This is a genomic window from Proteiniphilum sp. UBA1028, from assembly GCF_002316955.1.
GTDB lineage: Bacteria > Bacteroidota > Bacteroidia > Bacteroidales > Dysgonomonadaceae > Proteiniphilum.
In genome coordinates, this window is the sequence record NZ_DCEN01000031.1 from 100,729 (window position 1) to 119,172 (window position 18,444).

Genomic DNA, 18,444 nt, shown 5'->3' on the forward strand with positions numbered 1-18,444 from the left:
AAAAACAGTCTATTTTTGCATCGGACAGATTATTCTGCCGATACCTCAGCCTCCTCCGAAGAAAGATTGTCTGCATTTTCACCATGTACGTGGGAATGCTTGCTCATCATTTCGTTAAAGTCTTTCGACGAAATCTCTTTTTGAATCACGTTCACATTCTCTTTCAACCAGTCAATGATCTTGTTTTCGGTAGCCTTGTCGACCAGGTTCTGCATTGTATCCTCTTTCTCAAGGAGACTTTTTGTATAGTTCTGTAACACATCTGCCGGAAGGTTGGTCATTCCGTATTGGGCAAACTGAGCTTTCGCAACCTCGGTGGCCAATGCTTCAATATCTTCGAATTCCACCTTAATCTCATTGGCTTCCACAATCTTCTGTTTGGCTATATGGAACTTGAGATCCTCCAAAATTCGGGGATAATCCTCTTCCACCTGTTCGGCGGTTCTATTTTCACTCGATTCAAGGAGCCAGCGTTTCAAAAACTGATCGGGAAACTGCACATCCTTCATTTTCTCCACGATAATGTCTCTCGCTTCGTGAATGAAAAGATGATCGGCGTTGGGCTTGAATTGATTGTTCAGCTCTGTCGCTATCTTTGCGCGAAACTCTTCCCCGGTGGTAGCAACACCTTCGCCAAGAACCCGGTCGAACAACTCCTGGTTCAGTTCGGCTTCCTGGTAGCGAGTTATCTCTTTGATGTCAAAGCGGAAATCCGCATTAATGTCTTTTACATGCTCTTTGGTTGTTTGCAACAGTGAGGCCACTTCGGCTTCGTTGTTATCGTAAGCACTCTTCGGATTGAAAACGACACTGTCGCCCACTTTGGCACCGATAAACCTGTTTTTTATTGTTTCTTCCTTTACATAGGAAGGCATCAGGATGGCGTTTTCGATCACCTGTCCGTGTTCCTTCTCTTTTCCCTCTTCCAGTTCCGTAAGCGTCCCTTTGATCAGGTCTGTATCTTTTGCTTCCCCTTCAACAGACGCATAGGTACCGTAGTTTTGCTTGTAGGCATCCATCTGTTTATCGAGAAGTTCCTCTTCCAGCTTTACCTGGTAATAGGTCAGTTCCGTGTTTTTATCAAGCTTCAGTTCGAATTCCGGCGTGAGTGCCACGTCGAAGTAAAATGTCAGCACTTCATCCTTGTCGAGGTTTACCTGTTTTTCTTCGCTATCGTCGGAGATGGGCTCGCCCAGAATTTTCAATTTGTTCTCCCGAATGAAATTCGTCAGTTCTTCCGTGACAATCTTGTTGACTTCGTCGACCAGCACCGCCTTTCCGTACATCCGCTGGATAACGCTTTTGGGTACTTTTCCCTGGCGGAAGCCTGGTATGTTGGCTTTCTGGCGAAATTGACTCAGCGACTTATCTACCTTTTCCTGATAATCTGCTTTCTCCAGTTCGATGACGATCGTTCCGTTCACATCGTCCTTTCTATTCAGTGTTGACTTCATAAGAATTCGTGATTTGTTATTTTTGTGGAAAGTCGGTTAATTTCAACCGATTGAATCCTTTTTTTGAAATAAGAGTGCAAAATTAGTGTTATTCTTTCAATTTGCAAAAAATATTTTAACCGATACCTTTTCTTCCTCTTTGCTTGTTGTGTCAGCTTCCTGAATATAAGAAACCGCTGTTGGCAAATATTCTGCGGAGACTTGCTTTTTTTTGAAAGTGAAAATCCTATCTTTGTACATCAAAACAGAAGAAATGCGACCAATTTTCACATCGGCTCCGCCGGGGTTCAAAATAACGTACCTTTTTTTATTGCTCTTCGTCGGCGTGATTGCGGCCGGGATACTTACCCGGTTATTAATGATGATGCCCGGGATGGGCGACGCGGGTGAAACGATGCCGATTTATTTGAGCTCTGCACTTCAGTCGGTATTTGCAATTGCACTGCCTGCATACCTGGTAGTCGCATTTACCGATGCACGGCCCGCGCGCTACCTGAAAACCGGCAACAATGGAAAGATGGTGCGGGAGATAGCTTTCGCTCTATTGGCATTTTGTGTCTCTTACCCGTTTGCTTCTTATTTGTCACGATGGAACAGTGGCATGGAATTACCAGAGTGGATGAGCGGTGTGGAACAGACAATGCGCTCCATGGAAGATGCAGCCATGGAGACGACCGGGCTATTGCTTTCCGGAAGAACGATCGGAGCACTGCTGCTGAACCTTGTCATTGTGGCAGCCATGGCGGCAATCTCGGAGGAACTGTTCTTTCGGGGGGCACTGCAGCAGTTCCTGATGGAAAAGTTCCGAAACGGTCATGCAGCTATATGGCTGACAGCGTTGTTGTTTAGCATGGTTCACTTTCAGTTTTACGGGTTTTTGCCGAGGCTGTTCCTGGGTGCCATGCTGGGGTATCTCTTTCTTTACACGCGCAACCTGTGGATGCCGATCATCTTTCACTTTGTGAACAATGCCACCGTGATTCTGCTGAACTTTTTCTGGGGCGACAGTGAATGGTTCGTCCGGTTGGATGAGTTGCCGCTCACGCTTCCTTATCTGGCTGCTGCTATTGCGAGTGCCTTGGTAACCTTTCTTCTGTTTTCAATCTATGTGAAAAGAGACAGAAAAACTGCCCCTATGGCAGAAGTTATATCTACACGATAAATTATGATACAGATACAAAATACACTTATCTCGGACGATATATTTGAAGTACAATTTATTTGCGACCTGTGCAAATGCAAAGGCCAGTGTTGTGTGGATGGAGAATCGGGCGCCCCTCTCTCCCGGGAGGAGTTTGCTCAGGTCAATGAGATCTTGCCCGCAATCTGGAATGACCTCTCCCCCGAATCCCAGGAGCTTATAAACCGACAGGGAATTGCTTATACCGATACCGATGGGGAACTGGTAACCTCCATCGTCAATGGCGAAGAGTGTGTCTTTACCCGGTTCGACGACGACGGAGTGTGTAGATGTGTCATCGACAGTGCATTTCGTGAAGGCCGCATTACCGTACAGAAACCAATTTCATGCCATCTTTATCCTGTTCGTCTGCATGAGTATGCCGATTTTACGGCGGTGAACTATCATCGCTGGTCGGTATGCCAGTCTGCCCTGAAGCTGGGCCGGGAAGAAGGTGTACCGCTCTACCAATTTTTAAGGGAACCGCTGATCCGGAAATTTGGCGAAGAGTGGTACCGGGAAGTATGCGAGGCAGCGGTGCTGCTCAGAAAAAAATAGGAATGGACACGGTGTGCTCCCCTAATTTTTTATTTTGGGTTATGGTTTCGATAATTTTATCTCAATTACTTTCGGGATTTGAAATCTTTGTTTTATTTTTGCACATAAATAAATAAATTGTGCAAGACAAGGTGACTTCAGCCATTTCAAAGACAAAAAACAACTTAATTGACGTAGCCCGGCAACTTTTTGCAAAAAAAGGAGTCGAGAATACGACAATGAATGATATTGCCGAGGCATCCCAACGTGGAAGACGCACCCTGTACACATATTTCAGCAGCAAGAATGACATCTACAAGGCGGTGATCGAATCGGAGCTCGAAGTACTCTATAGTAAACTGGAGGAGGTCACCCGGCGCAATATCCCTGCTGATGAAAAGCTTATCCTGCTTGCCTTTACCCGCTTGGGTGCCATAAAAGAGGTGGTTACCCGTAACGGCACTCTTCGTGCCGATTTTTTCAGAGATATCTGGAAAGTGGAAAATGTACGCAAGGAGTTCGACAAGAAGGAGATTCATTATCTGGAAACCATTATACGGGATGGATGCGAAAAGGGAATCTTTCAACTCCACGATATAAGACAAACAGCCGAGATATTGCATTATGCATTCAAAGGGTTGGAGGTGCCTACCATTCGCGGTGCGATGAGGCTCGACTACAACAAAAAAGAGGACCGGGAGATAATCGCCAATATTTTGTTCAAAGGAATATACGTCAAATAGCGGTCATCGGTCAGCGATCAGCTTTCGGCTGTCCGTGTCAGCGAAGAACAATAAAGTAAATTAAAAATAATCGTATGAAGTTATTAGAAGGGAAAACAGCACTGATAACCGGAGCTGCCCGCGGAATAGGAAAAGCCATCGCGCTGAAATATGCGTCGGAAGGAGCTAATATCGCGTTTACTGATTTGGTTATCGACGAAACCGGTGAAGCAACCGAGCATGAGATAGCCTCTCTTGGTGTAAAATGCAAAGGGTATGCTTCCAATGCTGCCAACTTTGATGAAACACACAAAGTGGTGGATCAGGTCATGCAGGATTTCGGACGCATCGACATTCTTGTAAACAACGCCGGGATCACCAAAGATGGGTTGATGATGCGAATGAGCGAACAGCAATGGGATGCGGTAATCAACGTAAATCTGAAATCGGCGTTCAATTTTGTGCATGCGGTAACACCCGTGATGATGCGTCAGAAATCGGGCAGCATTGTGAACATGAGCTCGGTGGTGGGCGTATCGGGGAACGCAGGGCAGGCAAACTATTCTGCGTCGAAAGCAGGGATGATTGGTCTGGCCAAGTCGATTGCCAAAGAGCTGGGTTCACGGGGAATCAGGGCTAATGCCATTGCACCGGGTTTTATCATTACCGACATGACCGGACAACTTTCGGAAGAGGTACGCAATGAGTGGGCAAAGCAAATACCACTGCGACGTGGAGGTACGCCGGATGATGTTGCGAATGTAGCTCTTTTTCTCGCATCGGATCTCTCTTCGTATGTTAGCGGGCAGGTCATCAACGTTTGTGGCGGGATGAATACCTGATTGGGTTGAGAAGCTCAAATGACAGTTTTATACGAAGACAACCATATTATCATCGTCAATAAGGCGCCCGGTGAAATTGTGCAGGGCGACAAGACGGGCGACAAGCCGTTGTCGGACATAGTGAAGTCTTATCTGAAAGAGAAATATCACAAGCCCGGCAACGTTTTTTGTGGTGTCACCCACCGGCTCGATAGGCCGACCAGTGGGGTGGTGGTGTTTGCGAAGACCAGCAAATCTCTTACGAGGCTTAACGATATGTTTCGAAACGGAGAGGTGGTAAAGACCTATTGGGCCATCGTGAAGCGACGGCCACCTGCAGAGGAAGGTACATTGACGCATTTTCTGATCAAGAACGAGAAAACCAACAAGTCTGCTGCATACGACACCGAAAAGCCACACACCAAAAAGGCGATACTCCATTATCGGCTGATTGGTGCATCGCAGAATTATTTCCTGCTGGAAATAGACCTGGAGACGGGCCGTCATCACCAGATACGATGTCAGCTGGCAAAAATAGGCTGTCCCATCAAAGGTGATTTAAAATATGGCGCCGAACGCTCCAACCCCGGCGGGAGCATCAGCCTTCATGCCCGAACAATCTCCTTTATCCATCCTGTTTCGAAGGAGAATGTTGCTGTCACCGCTCCTTTGCCGGAAGAGACCTTGTGGAATTGCTTTGCGTCATTAAAATAAGCAGGACCGGGATTTTGAGCTCTTTTCTTTTTCACGTTCACTGTAAAAATCTTATATTTGTGAATTAAAAAATAAAATAAACGCGAACAATGAAACCTACATTATTTGTATTGGCTGCAGGGATGGGTAGCCGTTATGGCGGATTGAAACAACTGGATGGGCTTGGCCCAAATGGCGAGACCATCATGGATTATTCCATTTACGATGCAGTGAATGCCGGATTCGGCAAACTGGTCTTTGTAATCCGCCGGTCATTTGAAGCTGACTTCAAAGAGAAAATCGTCAGCAAATACGAGAAAAAAATACCGGTCGAGCTGGTTTTTCAAGAACTTGACAATCTGCCGGAAGGATTTACTCCGCACCCCGACAGGGTGAAGCCGTGGGGTACCAACCACGCGGTGATGATGGGGAAAGAAGTGATCAACGAACCGTTTGCAGTGATCAATGCCGATGATTTCTACGGACGTGAAAGCTTCAAGGTGCTTGCCGACTTTCTCTCGACGCTCGGCAACAGTAAAAACAGATATTGCATGGTGGGTTACCACATAGGAAATACCTTGTCCGAGAGCGGCACCGTGGCACGCGGTGTATGCGAAACCGATACGGAAGGCAACCTCACCGGCGTGGTGGAACGGACACAGGTGATGCGTGTGGAGGGCAATGTGTGCTACAAGGATGAAAACGACCAGTGGATCCCTGTCGGAGATCAAACGCCCGTGTCGATGAATATGTGGGGTTTCACACCCGATTATTTTCGCTATTCGGATGATTATTTTGTACAGTTCCTGAAAGACAATGCTGAAAATATCAAAGCCGAGTTTTTTATTCCTTTGTTGGTGAATAACCTGACTGTAAGTGGTGAAGTCACCGTGAAGGTACTTGATACCCCTTCAAAATGGTTTGGCGTGACCTATGCCGAAGACCGTCCCGATGTGGTTGCCAAGCTGAAAGATCTGGTGGAAAAGGGTGTCTATCCCTCCCCCTTGTGGTAGCATAACGCAGGCGTCGCTCACTGAATTTGCAGCAGTATGTGGATTGATATTATCATCGTTTTCCTGTTAATCCTGCTCAATGGATTTTTTGCCCTGTCGGAGATTGCAATTGTCTCGGCAAAGAAAAACAAACTTGATACGGAGCGAAAGCAAGGGAAGAGGGGGGCCCGGCGTGCACTCAGGTTGCAGGCCGATCCTGATAACTTTCTTTCGTCCGTGCAGGTAGGAATTACATTGATTGGTATCATCAACGGTGCATTCGGTGGGCAGGCTTTTGCTGTTTACCTGGTACCTTTCTTCGAACAGTTTGAGAGCACAGCGCCCTTCTCGGAGGCTATTTCTATGGTGATTGTCGTTTTCCTGATCACCTATATCTCTATTGTAATTGGCGAACTTGTGCCCAAAACGATCGCACTGAACAACGCGGAAAAAATGGCCATTGCTGTCTCTCCCACCATATATGTGGTGAGCATCATTTTTTATCCGTTTGTGAAGCTTTTGGCATTCTCAACCAGTTTTATCTCCCGCTTGATCGGCCTGCAGCCAAAGAATGAAGTGATCTCGGAAATGGAATTGCGCGCCATGCTCAAAACGGCCTCACACGAAGGAATTATCGACATGGAAGAGAATATTATCCACGAGCAGGTGTTTTATTTCTCCGATAAAAGGGCCATTCATCTGATGACCCACCGCACCGACGTGGAGTGGGTTGACATTAGCAAAAGCAGGGAGGAGGTCATTCGTGACCTCCTGCAGACGAGGCACAGTAAGATTCTTGCTTGCAAAAAGAAAATCGATGAATTTACCGGCATCATCTCGATGAGGGACTTTTTGTTGAGGCTTAATAACGGCGAACCCTTTGAGATAGAAGATCTCATCATGGAGCCGATTGTCGTGCCCAACACACTTCGTGCACAGAAGGTGCTGGAGAATTTCAAAAACAACCATAAGTTTGTCGCAGTTGTAGTCGATGAATATGGAAGTCTTGAGGGCATTATTACGATACACGATATTTTCGAAAACCTGGTGGGTGCGATACCCGAAGAGACAGACGATGCTTGGGCCGATCCGCTTCTGTTTATGCGCGACGATCATTCTGCCCTGATTAGCGGAGAGGCCCCCATTGAAATATTGACGCAACTCGACGAAGATTTTATTGTCGATTTTGACAAGATCGATTATTCCACTGTGGCAGGCTTCGTTTTTGCATGCATTAATAAGATTCCGTGCGTAGGGGATAAATTTGATTACGACAAGCTGCATTTTGAAATTGTGGATGTGGATGGGAATAAAATAGATAAAATATTAGTAACAAAGAAGATAAAAGGTGATGGTGAAGCGATTGTTTGAGCATGAGTGCGGTAATGGAATATGTATATATTTCTGTTTCTGAAAAAAGGCATGTTAAATCCTAAAATTTATGTTTAATAACACATTTTTTTATTGGGCTATTTCCGAAATCTGTGTTAATTTTACACGAATTTTATACAAGATCAATCTTCATCAATATCTTATCTTTAAAACCAAGAAAATTACATGAACAAAATGTATAGCAAATCCGGTTTGCTGGTTGAAGCTTTTGAAAAAAATGTAGATGGCAAGCAAACCGGATTATACACTCTTACAAACAAGTCAGGCAGCGAAGTCACCGTCACCAATTATGGGGCGAAAGTAGTTTCGCTGATGGTGCCCGACAACAAGGGAACCTTCACCGACGTGGTGTTGGGACATTCCTCGATTGAAGAATACCTCACATCAGAGGAGCCTTACTTTGGGGCTGTCTGCGGCCGTACGGCAAACAGGATTGCCGACGGCCGATTTACGTTGGAAGGCATAGAATACAAACTGGCAGTGAACAACGGTCCGAACTCTCTGCATGGAGGCATAAAGGGCTTTAATGCTGTGGTTTGGGAAGTAAAGAAAGTGAATGCCAACAGCATTGAACTTTTTTATCTGTCGTCAGACGGAGAGGAGGGATTTCCCGGCAATCTGTCCGTCACGGTTACTTACACCCTGACCGAGGATAATGCCTTGGAAATATGCTATAGAGCGACCACGGATAAAACAACCATCCTGAACCTGACAAACCATTCTTACTTCAATCTGTCGGGCGAAGGTGATCCTTATGTTGGTGACCATCTGCTCATGATCAATGCGGACAACTATCTGCCCACCGATTCAACAGCCATTCCTTATGGTGATGCTGCTTCGGTAAAAGGTACGCCCATGGATTTTACCGAACAATGCGCAATTGGTGAACGAATCAACGATGATTTTCAACAGCTGCTCTTTGGAAAAGGATACGATCATACCTATATATTGAACAAGCCGGATGCCGTCGATGATTATACGTTTGCAGGTATCTGCGAGTCGCCCAAAACGGGCATCAGGATGGAGATATATACCACCGAGCCGGGTATGCAGCTATATACCGGAAACTGGATGACAGGCAATTTTACGGCCAAGAACGGACACAGGTATCCGGAGAGATCGGCGGTGTGTTTTGAAACACAGCACTATCCCGACAGCATCAACAAGCCGGATTATCCCCCGGTGATCCTGCGCCCCGAAGAACTGTTTGAGTCGAAGACGACCTATAAGTTCTCGGTCTGAACAAATTCCTGGTCTGAAAATGAAGATTCTTTATTATTATAAAACCATTAATTAGAGTATAAGAAATGACAAACAATCAAAACAAAAACATCGTTGCCATCATCACCATGATGTTCCTCTTTGCAATGATCTCCTTTGTGACCAATCTTGCAGCACCAATCGGTGTGATATGGAGCAACAAATTTGAGGGCTCCAACTTCTTGGGAATGTTGGGTAATATGATGAACTTCGCTGCTTACCTCTTCATGGGAATTCCGGCCGGTAAATTGTTGACGAAAATAGGTTACAAAAAGACGGCACTTGCAGCGATTGCCATAGGCTTTGTGGGTGTTTTTATCCAGTACCTGTCGGGTGTAGTAGATGCCAGCAGCACATTCGCTTCGTTGCCGGTAAACTTTGTAGTTTATCTGCTGGGAGCATTCATTGCCGGTTTTTCTGTGTGTATGCTGAACACAGTCGTGAACCCGATGCTCAACCTACTTGGTGGCGGTGGTAACAAGGGGAACCAGCTGATTCAGCTTGGGGGTACCTTCAATTCACTTGCAGGTACGTTAACTCCCATGCTGGTGGGCGCATTGATTGGCACCGTATCCAAAGATACTGCTATCTCCAATGTGAATCCCGTATTGTTTATTGCCATGGGTGTATTTGCGGCAGCATTCATCATTCTCTCCTTTATCCCCATCAGCGATCCCGACGCACACAAAAAGAGCAAAAATGTTGTGTATGAAAGTAGTCCATGGGCTTTTCGTCACTTCGTCCTGGGAACCATCGCCATCTTCGTCTATGTAGGTATAGAGATCGGCATACCGGGTACGTTGAACTTTTACCTTTCCAACATCACCGACAAGGGGGCAGGCCTGGATCCCTCCAACGCTGCTACTATAGGCGGTTTTGTGGCAGGCACCTACTGGTTTTTAATGTTAATAGGACGTTTTATCGGTAGCCTGGTGGGTGGTAAAGTTTCCAGCAAAGTGATGCTTACTTCGGTGTCGGTACTGGCGATGACCTTCATTGTTGGTGCAATCGTTTCACCAAAAACAATGACTACCTCCATGCCTGTATTTACCGGGTCATCATTCGCCATGACATTGGTGCCGCTGAGTGCATTGCTGCTTGTGCTGTGTGGTCTCTGTACATCCATCATGTGGGGAAGTATCTTCAACCTGGCTGTGGAAGGTTTGGGCAAATATACCAAAGCTGCTTCCGGCATTTTCATGATGATGGTTGTGGGTGGAGGAATTATTCCGTTAATACAAAATTGGGTAGCCGATAAATCTACGTATATGTTTTCCTATATTGTTCCTCTGATTGGCCTTGCCTATCTGCTTTACTATGCAATGCTGGGATCCAAAAACGTGAACAAGGATATCAAAGTGACCGATGAAGAAGAAGTAACTGCATAAGTTTCTCTCGTGACCCTGCAGTTGATGATTCAACTATTGAAAAATAATCTTATATATTGTGTGATATGAGCAAACATTTGACAAAACAAGAGATATTGGAGATATTTCTGAAAAAAATGGGCAACGGCACTCCCGAGGTTTATGCGTCTCCAGGACGCGTAAACCTGATCGGGGAACATACCGACTACAACGGGAGCTTTGTTTTTCCCGGCGCCATTGACAAGGGGATGACCGCTGCCATACGTTTCAACGGAACCGATAAGGTGAGGGCTTACGCGATCGATCTGGATGAGAGTGCCGAGTTCGGACTCAACGAGGAGGATCTCCCCAAAGAGGGTTGGGCCAGATATATTTTTGGTGTCTGCCGTGAAATCATCAAAAGAGGGGGATCGGTGAAAGCATTTGATACGGTCTTCACGGGTGATGTGCCACTGGGAGCAGGAATGTCCTCCTCGGCTGCACTGGAAAGCACTTATGCATTCGCGCTGAACGATATGTTGAGTCTCGGCATCGACAAGTTTGAACTGGCCCGTATCGGACAGAGTACAGAGCACAATTATGTGGGTGTAAAATGTGGTATCATGGATCAGTTTGCCTCCCTCTTTGGAAAGAAAGGGCACTTGATCCGGCTCGATACAAAAACGATGGAATATGCCTATTTCCCATTCGATCCGCAGGGCTATAAGCTGGTGCTGCTCGACACGGTGGTGAAACATGAACTGGCATCGTCGGCCTACAACAAAAGGCGTGAATCGTGTGAACATGCGGCACGCACCATTGCCAAACGGCATCCCCAAGTGGAATTCCTTCGCGATGCATCGATGGAGATGCTGAACGAGGTTCGTGCGGAGATCTCGGAAGAAGACTATATGCGTGCCCGTTATGTGATTGAAGAGACGCAACGTGTGAGGGATGTGAGTGATGCCCTGGAACGTGGCGACTATGAAACTGTGGGTGAGAAGATGTACGAAACGCATCACGGGATGAGCAAGCTTTACGAAGTGAGCTGCGAAGAACTGGACTTCCTCAATGAGGTAGCCCGTGAGCACGGCGTGACCGGTTCGCGCGTGATGGGTGGTGGCTTTGGCGGATGTACTATTAACCTTGTGAAAGACGAGCTTTACAACTCATTCATTGCAGATGCCAAAGAACAATTCAGTGCCCGTTTCGGCCATGAGCCAAAGGTGTACGACGTGGTAATCAGTGACGGCGCACACAAGCTCTGATTCCTGAACCATGCAAAAGGTTGGGAGCAGGACGTCGCACAGCGCCTGCTTCCGGCTTTTTCTCTTTTTTCTACTACCATCAAACGACCTTTTACTATCTTTATACCTTGTGTCCTATGTCTGCCAATTATTACCAAAACAATGTCCGTTTTTTGATTGCGGTGGATTGCATCATCTTTGGATTTCGAAAAAAAGAGCTGCATGTGCTGCTTACCCGCCGTCCCGTGGAACCGCTGAAAAATGAATGGTCCCTCATGGGAGGATTCATGGAGGAGAAGGAAAGTCTTACTCAGGCCGCCGAAAAAGTGTTGTATCGCTATACACAGCAGAAAGGTATTTATATGGAGCAGGTGGGAGCGTACGGAGAAGTAGACCGCGACAGTGGCGGCAGGGTTGTCTCGGTGGCATTTTATGCATTGGTACAGACAGAGAAGTTCAATACGTCACTCGCACGAAAGTTCGATGCCCGCTGGATCAATATCAACGACCTCCCGGAGATGGTATTCGACCATAACCGGATGGTTGGCGATGCACTCATGCTGTTGCAGTACAAAGCATCAAAGGAACCGGTTATCTTTAACTTCTTCGACGGAAAATTTACCCTTCCTTCGCTGCAGGATCTCTATGAAACCATCTACCAGATGCCCCTCGATAAGCGGAACTTCCGTAAGAAACTCGCTACGATGAATATACTCGACAAGCTCGAGATCAAGGACAAGGAAAGTTCGAAGAGGGGTGCGTTCTACTACTCTTTTAACCAGGAGAAATACGCGGCATTTCTGCAATCAGGCAAACGTTTCTCTCTCTGAAATATTCCTATTCCGGCCTGGGTTATTTTGCTCTGCTCCTGAATAGCGCGTTTATTCCCGCTCTTATTCTTTAATTTTTGAGATAGTAATTCACGGTAGTCACAACCCGCACATTTTTGATATAAGGAGTGTTTGCATCCCGGTCGGTGATGGTGAACTGTCCCTGCGACGCGTTTCGGATCTTACCCAGCCTGCTGCCCGAGTCGGTAGCAAACTTCTCAGCTGCAGCACGGGCGTTTTTGGTGGCTTCTTCGATCATCTGTGGCTTGATGTTGTTCAGTCCGGTGAATTCATAGAGGGTGTTGTAGCGGTAATCGCCTCCTGTTATGGCCACGCCTTGCTTAAGCAGTTCGGTCTGTCCGGAGATTAATTTACGTACCTTCTCCACATCGCCCGAGGTGACGGTGATCACCGAGGTGGCATTGTAACGATAGGAATGTTGTGTTTGGGTCGCGTAGCGCTCTGCTTCCATGTCGATGATCTCTGGTGGCGACACACTGATTTCTTCCCGGCTGATGCCGTTGGCCTCCAGGAAACCGATGATGGTTTTGTTCTTTGTCTGGATATTGGTATAAAGCGTGGTGAGGTCGTTTCCCAAATCCTTATACATGAGCGGCCATATCACCTTATCGGCCTGCACCTCCATTTCGGCAAGGCCCTTCACGGTCACCACGCGGTCTCGGTTAGTAAAATTGTTAATCCCGGCGTTTAGCAATATACCCGTCACCATTAATCCCGCGGCCAGTATTGCCGCTTCAAAAATCCAGTTTTTCATCTTGTTATATTTAATTGTTCGTTTCGGCAAAGGTAAAAATCTTTTGAAATATACAAGCTATTCTGTCAAAAACAATACAATAAACTGTACTATCTCTCTATCTTTCGGAAAAATCTTCTAAATTTGGCCTCAGATAATTTTATGACAGAGTCCGGATATAAATTATGGCACGACTGAAAAAAAGAACAGCCAAGCTGCTCGCTATTCTGGCCGGCACCGCACTGGCAATATTATTCATCCTTTTTGGCCTGTTTGTAGGCTGGGTCTATATCCTGGGTACTATTCCCATAATCACTATCGCGGCGGTTATTGTAATTACCGTATTGTGGATTCTCGGATTGGCCAAAGAGAAATAACAGGAGCCTCTATTCCAATAAGATCTTTTTGTACACTTCCATGTAACGCTTCGCCATAAACTCTTTGCTGAAGCGTTTCTCCACATGCACTCTGCAGTTGATACGATCAAGATTGTCAATTTTTTTTATTTTCTCGATCGCTTCCTCCATGTTTTCCGCAAGAAAACCATTCTTGCCATCGATAATCAGCTCGGGCATGCTTCCTTTATTGAACGCAACAACAGGTGTCCCGCAGGCCATCGCCTCCACAACAGAAAGTCCGAACGGTTCTCTAAAATTGATCGGATGCAGTAATAGTGTTGCATTTCCCAACAAGGTATCCCGCTTGTCGGGCCCTACGCTGCCAATATATTCAACCTCTCCCTGTTTCAGGAAAGGCTTTACGTATTCATTAAAATAAACCTCATCCTGAATTATTCCCGCAATGACCAGTCGCCGGTTCAGCGCCCGTGTAATCTCCACCGCCTCTTTTGTTCCTTTATCATGGTGAACTCTTCCGAAATAGAGTATATAGTCTCCTTTGGGTTCCGGATTGAAGGTAAACTGATCCAGATCTATGCCGTGATACACCGTGGCAGTATAATCAAGCTCCGGCGATCGGTCGGCATCGCTGATGGATATATAATGGGTGGTGTCGTTGTATTTTTTATAAACCGGCATTATGCGGGGTGATGAGAATCCATGAATGGTGGTCACTACGGGTGTGTTTACCATGCCGGAGTAGGTGAGTGGCAGGAAGTCGAACTGATTATGAATAATATCAAACTCACCGGCATGTTCAAAGCATTCCGAAATATGGAGACACTCCCACACTTTCGCATCAATGCTTCTATCCTCGTCATACCCCATAGGGCTAACTGCCTGCAGCTTTGCTTTTGTAACGGAGTTAGCGGTAGCAAAGAGGGTGACATCCACGCCGTTTTTTACCAATTCCTCGGTTAATAGCGATGTGACCAGTTCCCACGGGCCGTAATGAACGGGTGGGGTACGCCAGGCTATCGGAGCTAGCATAGCTATTTTCATACGATTAAAAATATTCAAACTTTTTCATTGATTTGATAATCTCATCCACGCTGACAGTGGCAAACTTGGTCACCACATCTGTGATAGCGTAAGGTAATACCAGGGTGCGGTCGAGAACCATCGCGCCACAGGTGTAAATCACGTTGGGTACATACCCGGAACTCTCGTTCCTGGCGGGAGTCAGCAACGGCTTATCCAGTCGCCCGATTACCTTCCGTGGATCATTCTTATCCAACAGTGCAGCTCCCAGTGAGTAGGTGCGCACCGGTCCCACACCATGGGTGATAACAAGCCACCCCTCTTCAATCTCTATGGGTGAACCTCCATTCCCTATCTGGGTGAGCTCCCAGTCGTAAGTCGGTTTCAGCAGTGGCTGATAATCATACCAGAAATGAAGATTATCAGACTGCATGATATACAACGATTCATTATCCTGGCGTCCTAACATCATGTACCTACCATTTACCTTCCGCGGAAAAAGTGCCATGCCCTTGTTCTTGGCAGCCGAACCGCTCAACGTAGAGATCGTAAACTCCTTGAAGTCATTTGTCTCCAGCATTTCGGGCATAATTTTTTTTCCATCGTACGCGGTAAACGTGGCATAATATGTAACAGTGCCGTCATCACGGGTAAACCGTACAAATCGAGCATCTTCAAGTCCGTTGCTTTGCGACGGGGAAGCCGGGTATATTGCCCGTTCTGTAATATCATCGGTGTCGAAGCGTAGCGTAAAGTTTGAAAGGGCCAGCATCCGGATATTGTTCATTGCATTAATCAATTCTGCCCGGTTATTGTCGATATTGCCATTAATCTGGTTATTCATTGCACTGCTGAGTTCACCGAAGGTAAACCGTTCGGGCAGGATTTCAAAAAGTGGCTTATTGAGTTCTGACAACATCTCCAGTTCATTTGCTTTTTTTAGGATGTCATTTTTTTCGTAGATATGATTCTTGCGTTCGGGCTCATAGATAACCGGCGAATTTTTACCAATAGTGATCTGGAAATTACTGTCTATCTCCCCCTCCATGAAGGTGATAGACGAGATATGCCCTTCACCGATAGCTCTCAGGCTAATGATGAAGCGGGTCGCCCCATCCTTGTCCTGCACGGGATGCTCTACAATGGATGGATTAAAGAGGGCGGTCGACTCCAACGCATATTGCTGAGTAAAATAGGCACCAATAAATTGTTTGTCTATGTCGGTCAGCTCCATATTGGAAGGGATGCGCGACTTAATATTTTCGTAATGTCGTAAGAAGATTGCCGTTGACATATCATGAGGCATCTCTAACCGCCTGTGCATTTTTGCTACAATTCTTTTCCGGTCCCTTTTGGGAGTGGAAAAAATACGAAAAAGTATATGTTCAACCTGCGACTCGTTACCCGGGACGAATGGGCGTACCAGTGTACGTCTTGAAGATGGAAGAATTCTAATGGGCAGTCTGTTTACCTGTATCATATCGTAATTTTTTTTGTTTCACGAAGATAGAGAGAAATGTTCAGTAATGACATCAACCAGGAAAGTGTGGATTCGGCTCCCTGATTCAGGTTCACTCCCCCGGACATCAGCCCGTCGCGACAACCGCCTGTCGAAAAATCGTAAACAAGTTCGCCGGTATCATTATCACCGGTGAACCAGGAAAAAGCTTTCATCGCGTAGCTACCGTACCTCTCGTCCCTGCTGTAGGACTCAGCTTGCAGGCAAGCATCGATCATGCCATTCGCCTCAAGTGGTTGCTGGTCGAATTGTGCCTTACGCTCCGGTGTCAACCACCCATCATTTCCGATAGGAGAGAAAATGTTACTTCTGAACTGATTGTCAATCAGCCAGTCAGTAATTTTCAACCCCCTCTGAGCCATTTTGTCATCCTTTAAATACCGTCCTGCTAAAATCAGTGCCTGCGGTATGCGGCTGTTACCATAGGTCACCTTTTGGTCATGCCACAGCCACTCATTGTCAATGGATTTGTCAAATAAGAGATATAACTGTCTCGCTTTTTCTCTCAGTAGCTCAATAACTTCCTGCTCACCATGTGCCTTGGCATGATACGCTAGTCCCAGTGTTGTATAAGCCAACGCACGTGGGTGGGTAATGCTTCTGGTTGCCCGAAGCCCCTTTTTAAACAGACTGTTCGAGTGAAGGTAAAAGTTGCTCATATTTGTATACGCAGACGTATATCCCAAAGCCCAAATAGCCCTGCCATTGCTGTCTTCGGTACCCTCCTCATCCAGCCACTCCCGCGAATAACTCATGAAGTTCCGAAACTTCCCCTTTTCCGGGTTAAATGCATAGTCGATATAAGAGAGGTAGATGCTTGTAAGTCTGTTAAGTTCGTCCACATTCTGCACATCGTTCTGAAGCATCACCGACAGCAAGAGGGCGCGTGCATTGTCGTCGGTGCAATAACCGTGTGACCGGTCGGGAATACTGTACCTTGCATGCTGCAGTATCCCAGTGTTATCAGTCATCAGCTGCAGATGATTCAGGTTGATGGGAGGATAGGTGAACTTCAACTCGCTTTCTTCGGCCAGTTCATACTCGGTTTTGGTAACCCCCGCTTCGTCCACCACTCTCTCCGCCAGATCATAATACTGTTTGCCGATGTTGGGCCAATAGCACTCTTTGGCAAGAGAAAACGCATTTTGTGCGACAGCTTCTCTCTTCTTATCGTCATCGAGGAGTTCATTAATTTTCATTTTCAACTGTTCAGAATCCCTGAAATCGAACAACAACCCCCTGTTTTCCGCCAACATCTCCTCGGCATACCAGAATGGAGTGGAAATAATGGGTTTCGCCGCCCCCATTGTATAGATAAGTGTCCCCGACGATATCTGCCTTTCACCCAGATAGGGTATCACATAAATGTCGCACATCTTCAGGTATCCAAAGAGCTCCTCGTTGCTTACGAAACGGTTAATAAAGAGCACATTGTTCTCCAGTCCCAGCTTCTTTACCAACCGGATTAGCGAGTGACGGTAATCTTCCCCTTCCTGCTTTATCACATGAGGATGGGTTGCACCAAGAACGATGTATACAATATCGGGGTGTTTTTTCACCACTTCGGGCAATGCCTGGATTACCACCTCTATCGATTTATTCTTGGAGAGCAAACCGAATGTGAGAAGAACCCTTTTGTTGCTCACTCCCAACTTCTTTTTTAGTCCGTCTACATCCAGATCCCCAATTTCGTGCACGCCATGGTGTATGTGCACACATTTTGATTCGGGAATTCCATAGACAGAGGTAAGCAAGTCGATTCCCTTTTTGGAGATGCTTACCAGCTTGTGCGACAAACGGGCAAGTTCGTTCACCACCAATCGCTGGTCCTCTGAAGGATTGTCGAGTATTGTGTGTAAAGTTGTCACCACCGGCATGCGTAGCCTTTTAAGTAGCTGGATAATATGTTTGCCGTCCTTACCGCCAAAGATGCCAAACTCGTGCTGCAGGATGACTGCATCGAACTTGTTGGTATGCAGATACTCAGCCGCGTTGATGTAGGAGGCCATATCATTCTGCTCAATTTCAAAAACCACGTCGGCCGGGTAACTATAATTGTTTAATCCATCGTTCATAGCCACTACGGCCGTAGTGACTCCATTTTCTTTTAAACCCTCGTTCAGGTCGTGCGTAAATGTGGCAATACCACATTTACGCGGGGGGTAATTCCCTATTAATGCTATTTTGTTCATTTTCTTTAAAATCATAAGTTTATAGTTTTTTTTAGTAAAAGTTGAAGGCTGGAGTATAATAAAACCGGGGTTCAGATAAAAATCAACTCCGGTTAACACTTTCTAAATTCTCCAGGACAATATACC

Annotated in this window: 17 protein-coding genes; 12 read left to right on the top strand and 5 right to left on the bottom strand. The window is 46.3% G+C overall.

Annotated elements, in window-relative coordinates; translation table 11 throughout:
• Positions 1 to 29: 29 nt before the first annotated feature.
• Positions 30 to 1,454, bottom strand: coding sequence for a trigger factor (tig, locus tag B3Z75_RS04490; protein WP_294068180.1), 1,425 nt, complete (start codon positions 1,452 to 1,454; stop codon positions 30 to 32).
• Between the two features lie 253 nt (positions 1,455 to 1,707).
• On the opposite strand from tig, the gene B3Z75_RS04495 reads away from it, so the two are divergent.
• The 11 genes from B3Z75_RS04495 to B3Z75_RS04545 all read left to right on the top strand — a co-directional run bounded on the left by B3Z75_RS04495 (position 1,708) and on the right by B3Z75_RS04545 (position 12,474).
• Positions 1,708 to 2,616, top strand: coding sequence for a CPBP family intramembrane glutamic endopeptidase (locus tag B3Z75_RS04495; RefSeq protein ID WP_294068181.1), 909 nt, complete (start codon positions 1,708 to 1,710; stop codon positions 2,614 to 2,616).
• 3 nt (positions 2,617 to 2,619) lie between these two features.
• Positions 2,620 to 3,192, top strand: coding sequence for a DUF3109 family protein (locus B3Z75_RS04500; RefSeq protein WP_294068182.1), 573 nt, complete (start codon positions 2,620 to 2,622; stop codon positions 3,190 to 3,192).
• Positions 3,193 to 3,323: 131 nt separating this feature from the next.
• A complete protein-coding gene (locus B3Z75_RS04505) occupies positions 3,324 to 3,914 on the top strand; it encodes a TetR/AcrR family transcriptional regulator (RefSeq protein WP_349676028.1) in 591 nt (196 codons plus the stop codon).
• 74 nt (positions 3,915 to 3,988) lie between these two features.
• Entirely contained in the window at positions 3,989 to 4,735 is a 747-nt protein-coding gene (gene fabG, locus B3Z75_RS04510) for a 3-oxoacyl-[acyl-carrier-protein] reductase (RefSeq protein ID WP_294068184.1), read from the top strand.
• An 18-nt stretch (positions 4,736 to 4,753) separates the two neighbouring features.
• Positions 4,754 to 5,428, top strand: coding sequence for an RluA family pseudouridine synthase (locus tag B3Z75_RS04515; protein ID WP_294068185.1), 675 nt, complete (start codon positions 4,754 to 4,756; stop codon positions 5,426 to 5,428).
• An 89-nt stretch (positions 5,429 to 5,517) separates the two neighbouring features.
• Positions 5,518 to 6,420: a sugar phosphate nucleotidyltransferase gene (locus tag B3Z75_RS04520; RefSeq protein ID WP_294068186.1), complete on the top strand. Its 903-nt coding sequence runs from the start codon at positions 5,518 to 5,520 to the stop codon at positions 6,418 to 6,420.
• Between the two features lie 36 nt (positions 6,421 to 6,456).
• Positions 6,457 to 7,770 carry a hemolysin family protein gene (locus B3Z75_RS04525; protein WP_294068187.1) on the top strand — a complete coding sequence of 438 codons (1,314 nt, stop codon included), beginning with the start codon at positions 6,457 to 6,459 and terminating at the stop codon, positions 7,768 to 7,770.
• Between the two features lie 186 nt (positions 7,771 to 7,956).
• Complete coding sequence (locus B3Z75_RS04530) at positions 7,957 to 9,033, top strand: aldose epimerase family protein (protein ID WP_294068188.1); 1,077 nt, start codon at positions 7,957 to 7,959, stop codon at positions 9,031 to 9,033.
• 65 nt (positions 9,034 to 9,098) lie between these two features.
• Entirely contained in the window at positions 9,099 to 10,439 is a 1,341-nt protein-coding gene (locus B3Z75_RS04535) for an MFS transporter (protein WP_294068189.1), read from the top strand.
• Positions 10,440 to 10,504: 65 nt separating this feature from the next.
• A complete protein-coding gene (gene galK, locus B3Z75_RS04540; RefSeq protein ID WP_294068190.1) occupies positions 10,505 to 11,665 on the top strand; it encodes a galactokinase in 1,161 nt (386 codons plus the stop codon).
• Positions 11,666 to 11,781: 116 nt separating this feature from the next.
• Complete coding sequence (locus B3Z75_RS04545) at positions 11,782 to 12,474, top strand: NUDIX hydrolase (protein WP_294068191.1); 693 nt, start codon at positions 11,782 to 11,784, stop codon at positions 12,472 to 12,474.
• A 70-nt stretch (positions 12,475 to 12,544) separates the two neighbouring features.
• Here B3Z75_RS04545 and B3Z75_RS04550 read toward each other — a convergent pair whose 3' ends face one another.
• On the bottom strand, positions 12,545 to 13,249 hold the full coding sequence (locus tag B3Z75_RS04550) for an SIMPL domain-containing protein (RefSeq protein ID WP_294068192.1): 705 nt from the start codon (positions 13,247 to 13,249) through the stop codon (positions 12,545 to 12,547).
• A gap of 164 nt (positions 13,250 to 13,413) precedes the next feature.
• On the opposite strand from B3Z75_RS04550, the gene B3Z75_RS04555 reads away from it, so the two are divergent.
• Entirely contained in the window at positions 13,414 to 13,605 is a 192-nt protein-coding gene (locus B3Z75_RS04555; RefSeq protein WP_294068193.1) for a hypothetical protein, read from the top strand.
• 9 nt (positions 13,606 to 13,614) lie between these two features.
• On the opposite strand, the gene B3Z75_RS04560 is transcribed toward B3Z75_RS04555, so the two are convergent.
• Genes B3Z75_RS04560 through B3Z75_RS04570 form a run of 3 tightly spaced genes read right to left on the bottom strand, consistent with a single transcriptional unit; the run spans position 13,615 to position 18,333 of the window.
• On the bottom strand, positions 13,615 to 14,628 hold the full coding sequence (locus B3Z75_RS04560; RefSeq protein WP_294068194.1) for a glycosyltransferase family 4 protein: 1,014 nt from the start codon (positions 14,626 to 14,628) through the stop codon (positions 13,615 to 13,617).
• Between the two features lie 4 nt (positions 14,629 to 14,632).
• Positions 14,633 to 16,087 carry a glycoside hydrolase family 130 protein gene (locus B3Z75_RS04565; protein ID WP_294068195.1) on the bottom strand — a complete coding sequence of 485 codons (1,455 nt, stop codon included), beginning with the start codon at positions 16,085 to 16,087 and terminating at the stop codon, positions 14,633 to 14,635.
• Positions 16,084 to 18,333, bottom strand: a complete 2,250-nt coding sequence (locus B3Z75_RS04570) for a glycosyltransferase family 4 protein (RefSeq protein WP_294068196.1) — start codon at positions 18,331 to 18,333, stop codon at positions 16,084 to 16,086. Before B3Z75_RS04570 ends, B3Z75_RS04565 begins: the two co-directional genes overlap by 4 nt.
• Positions 18,334 to 18,444: the final 111 nt, after the last annotated feature.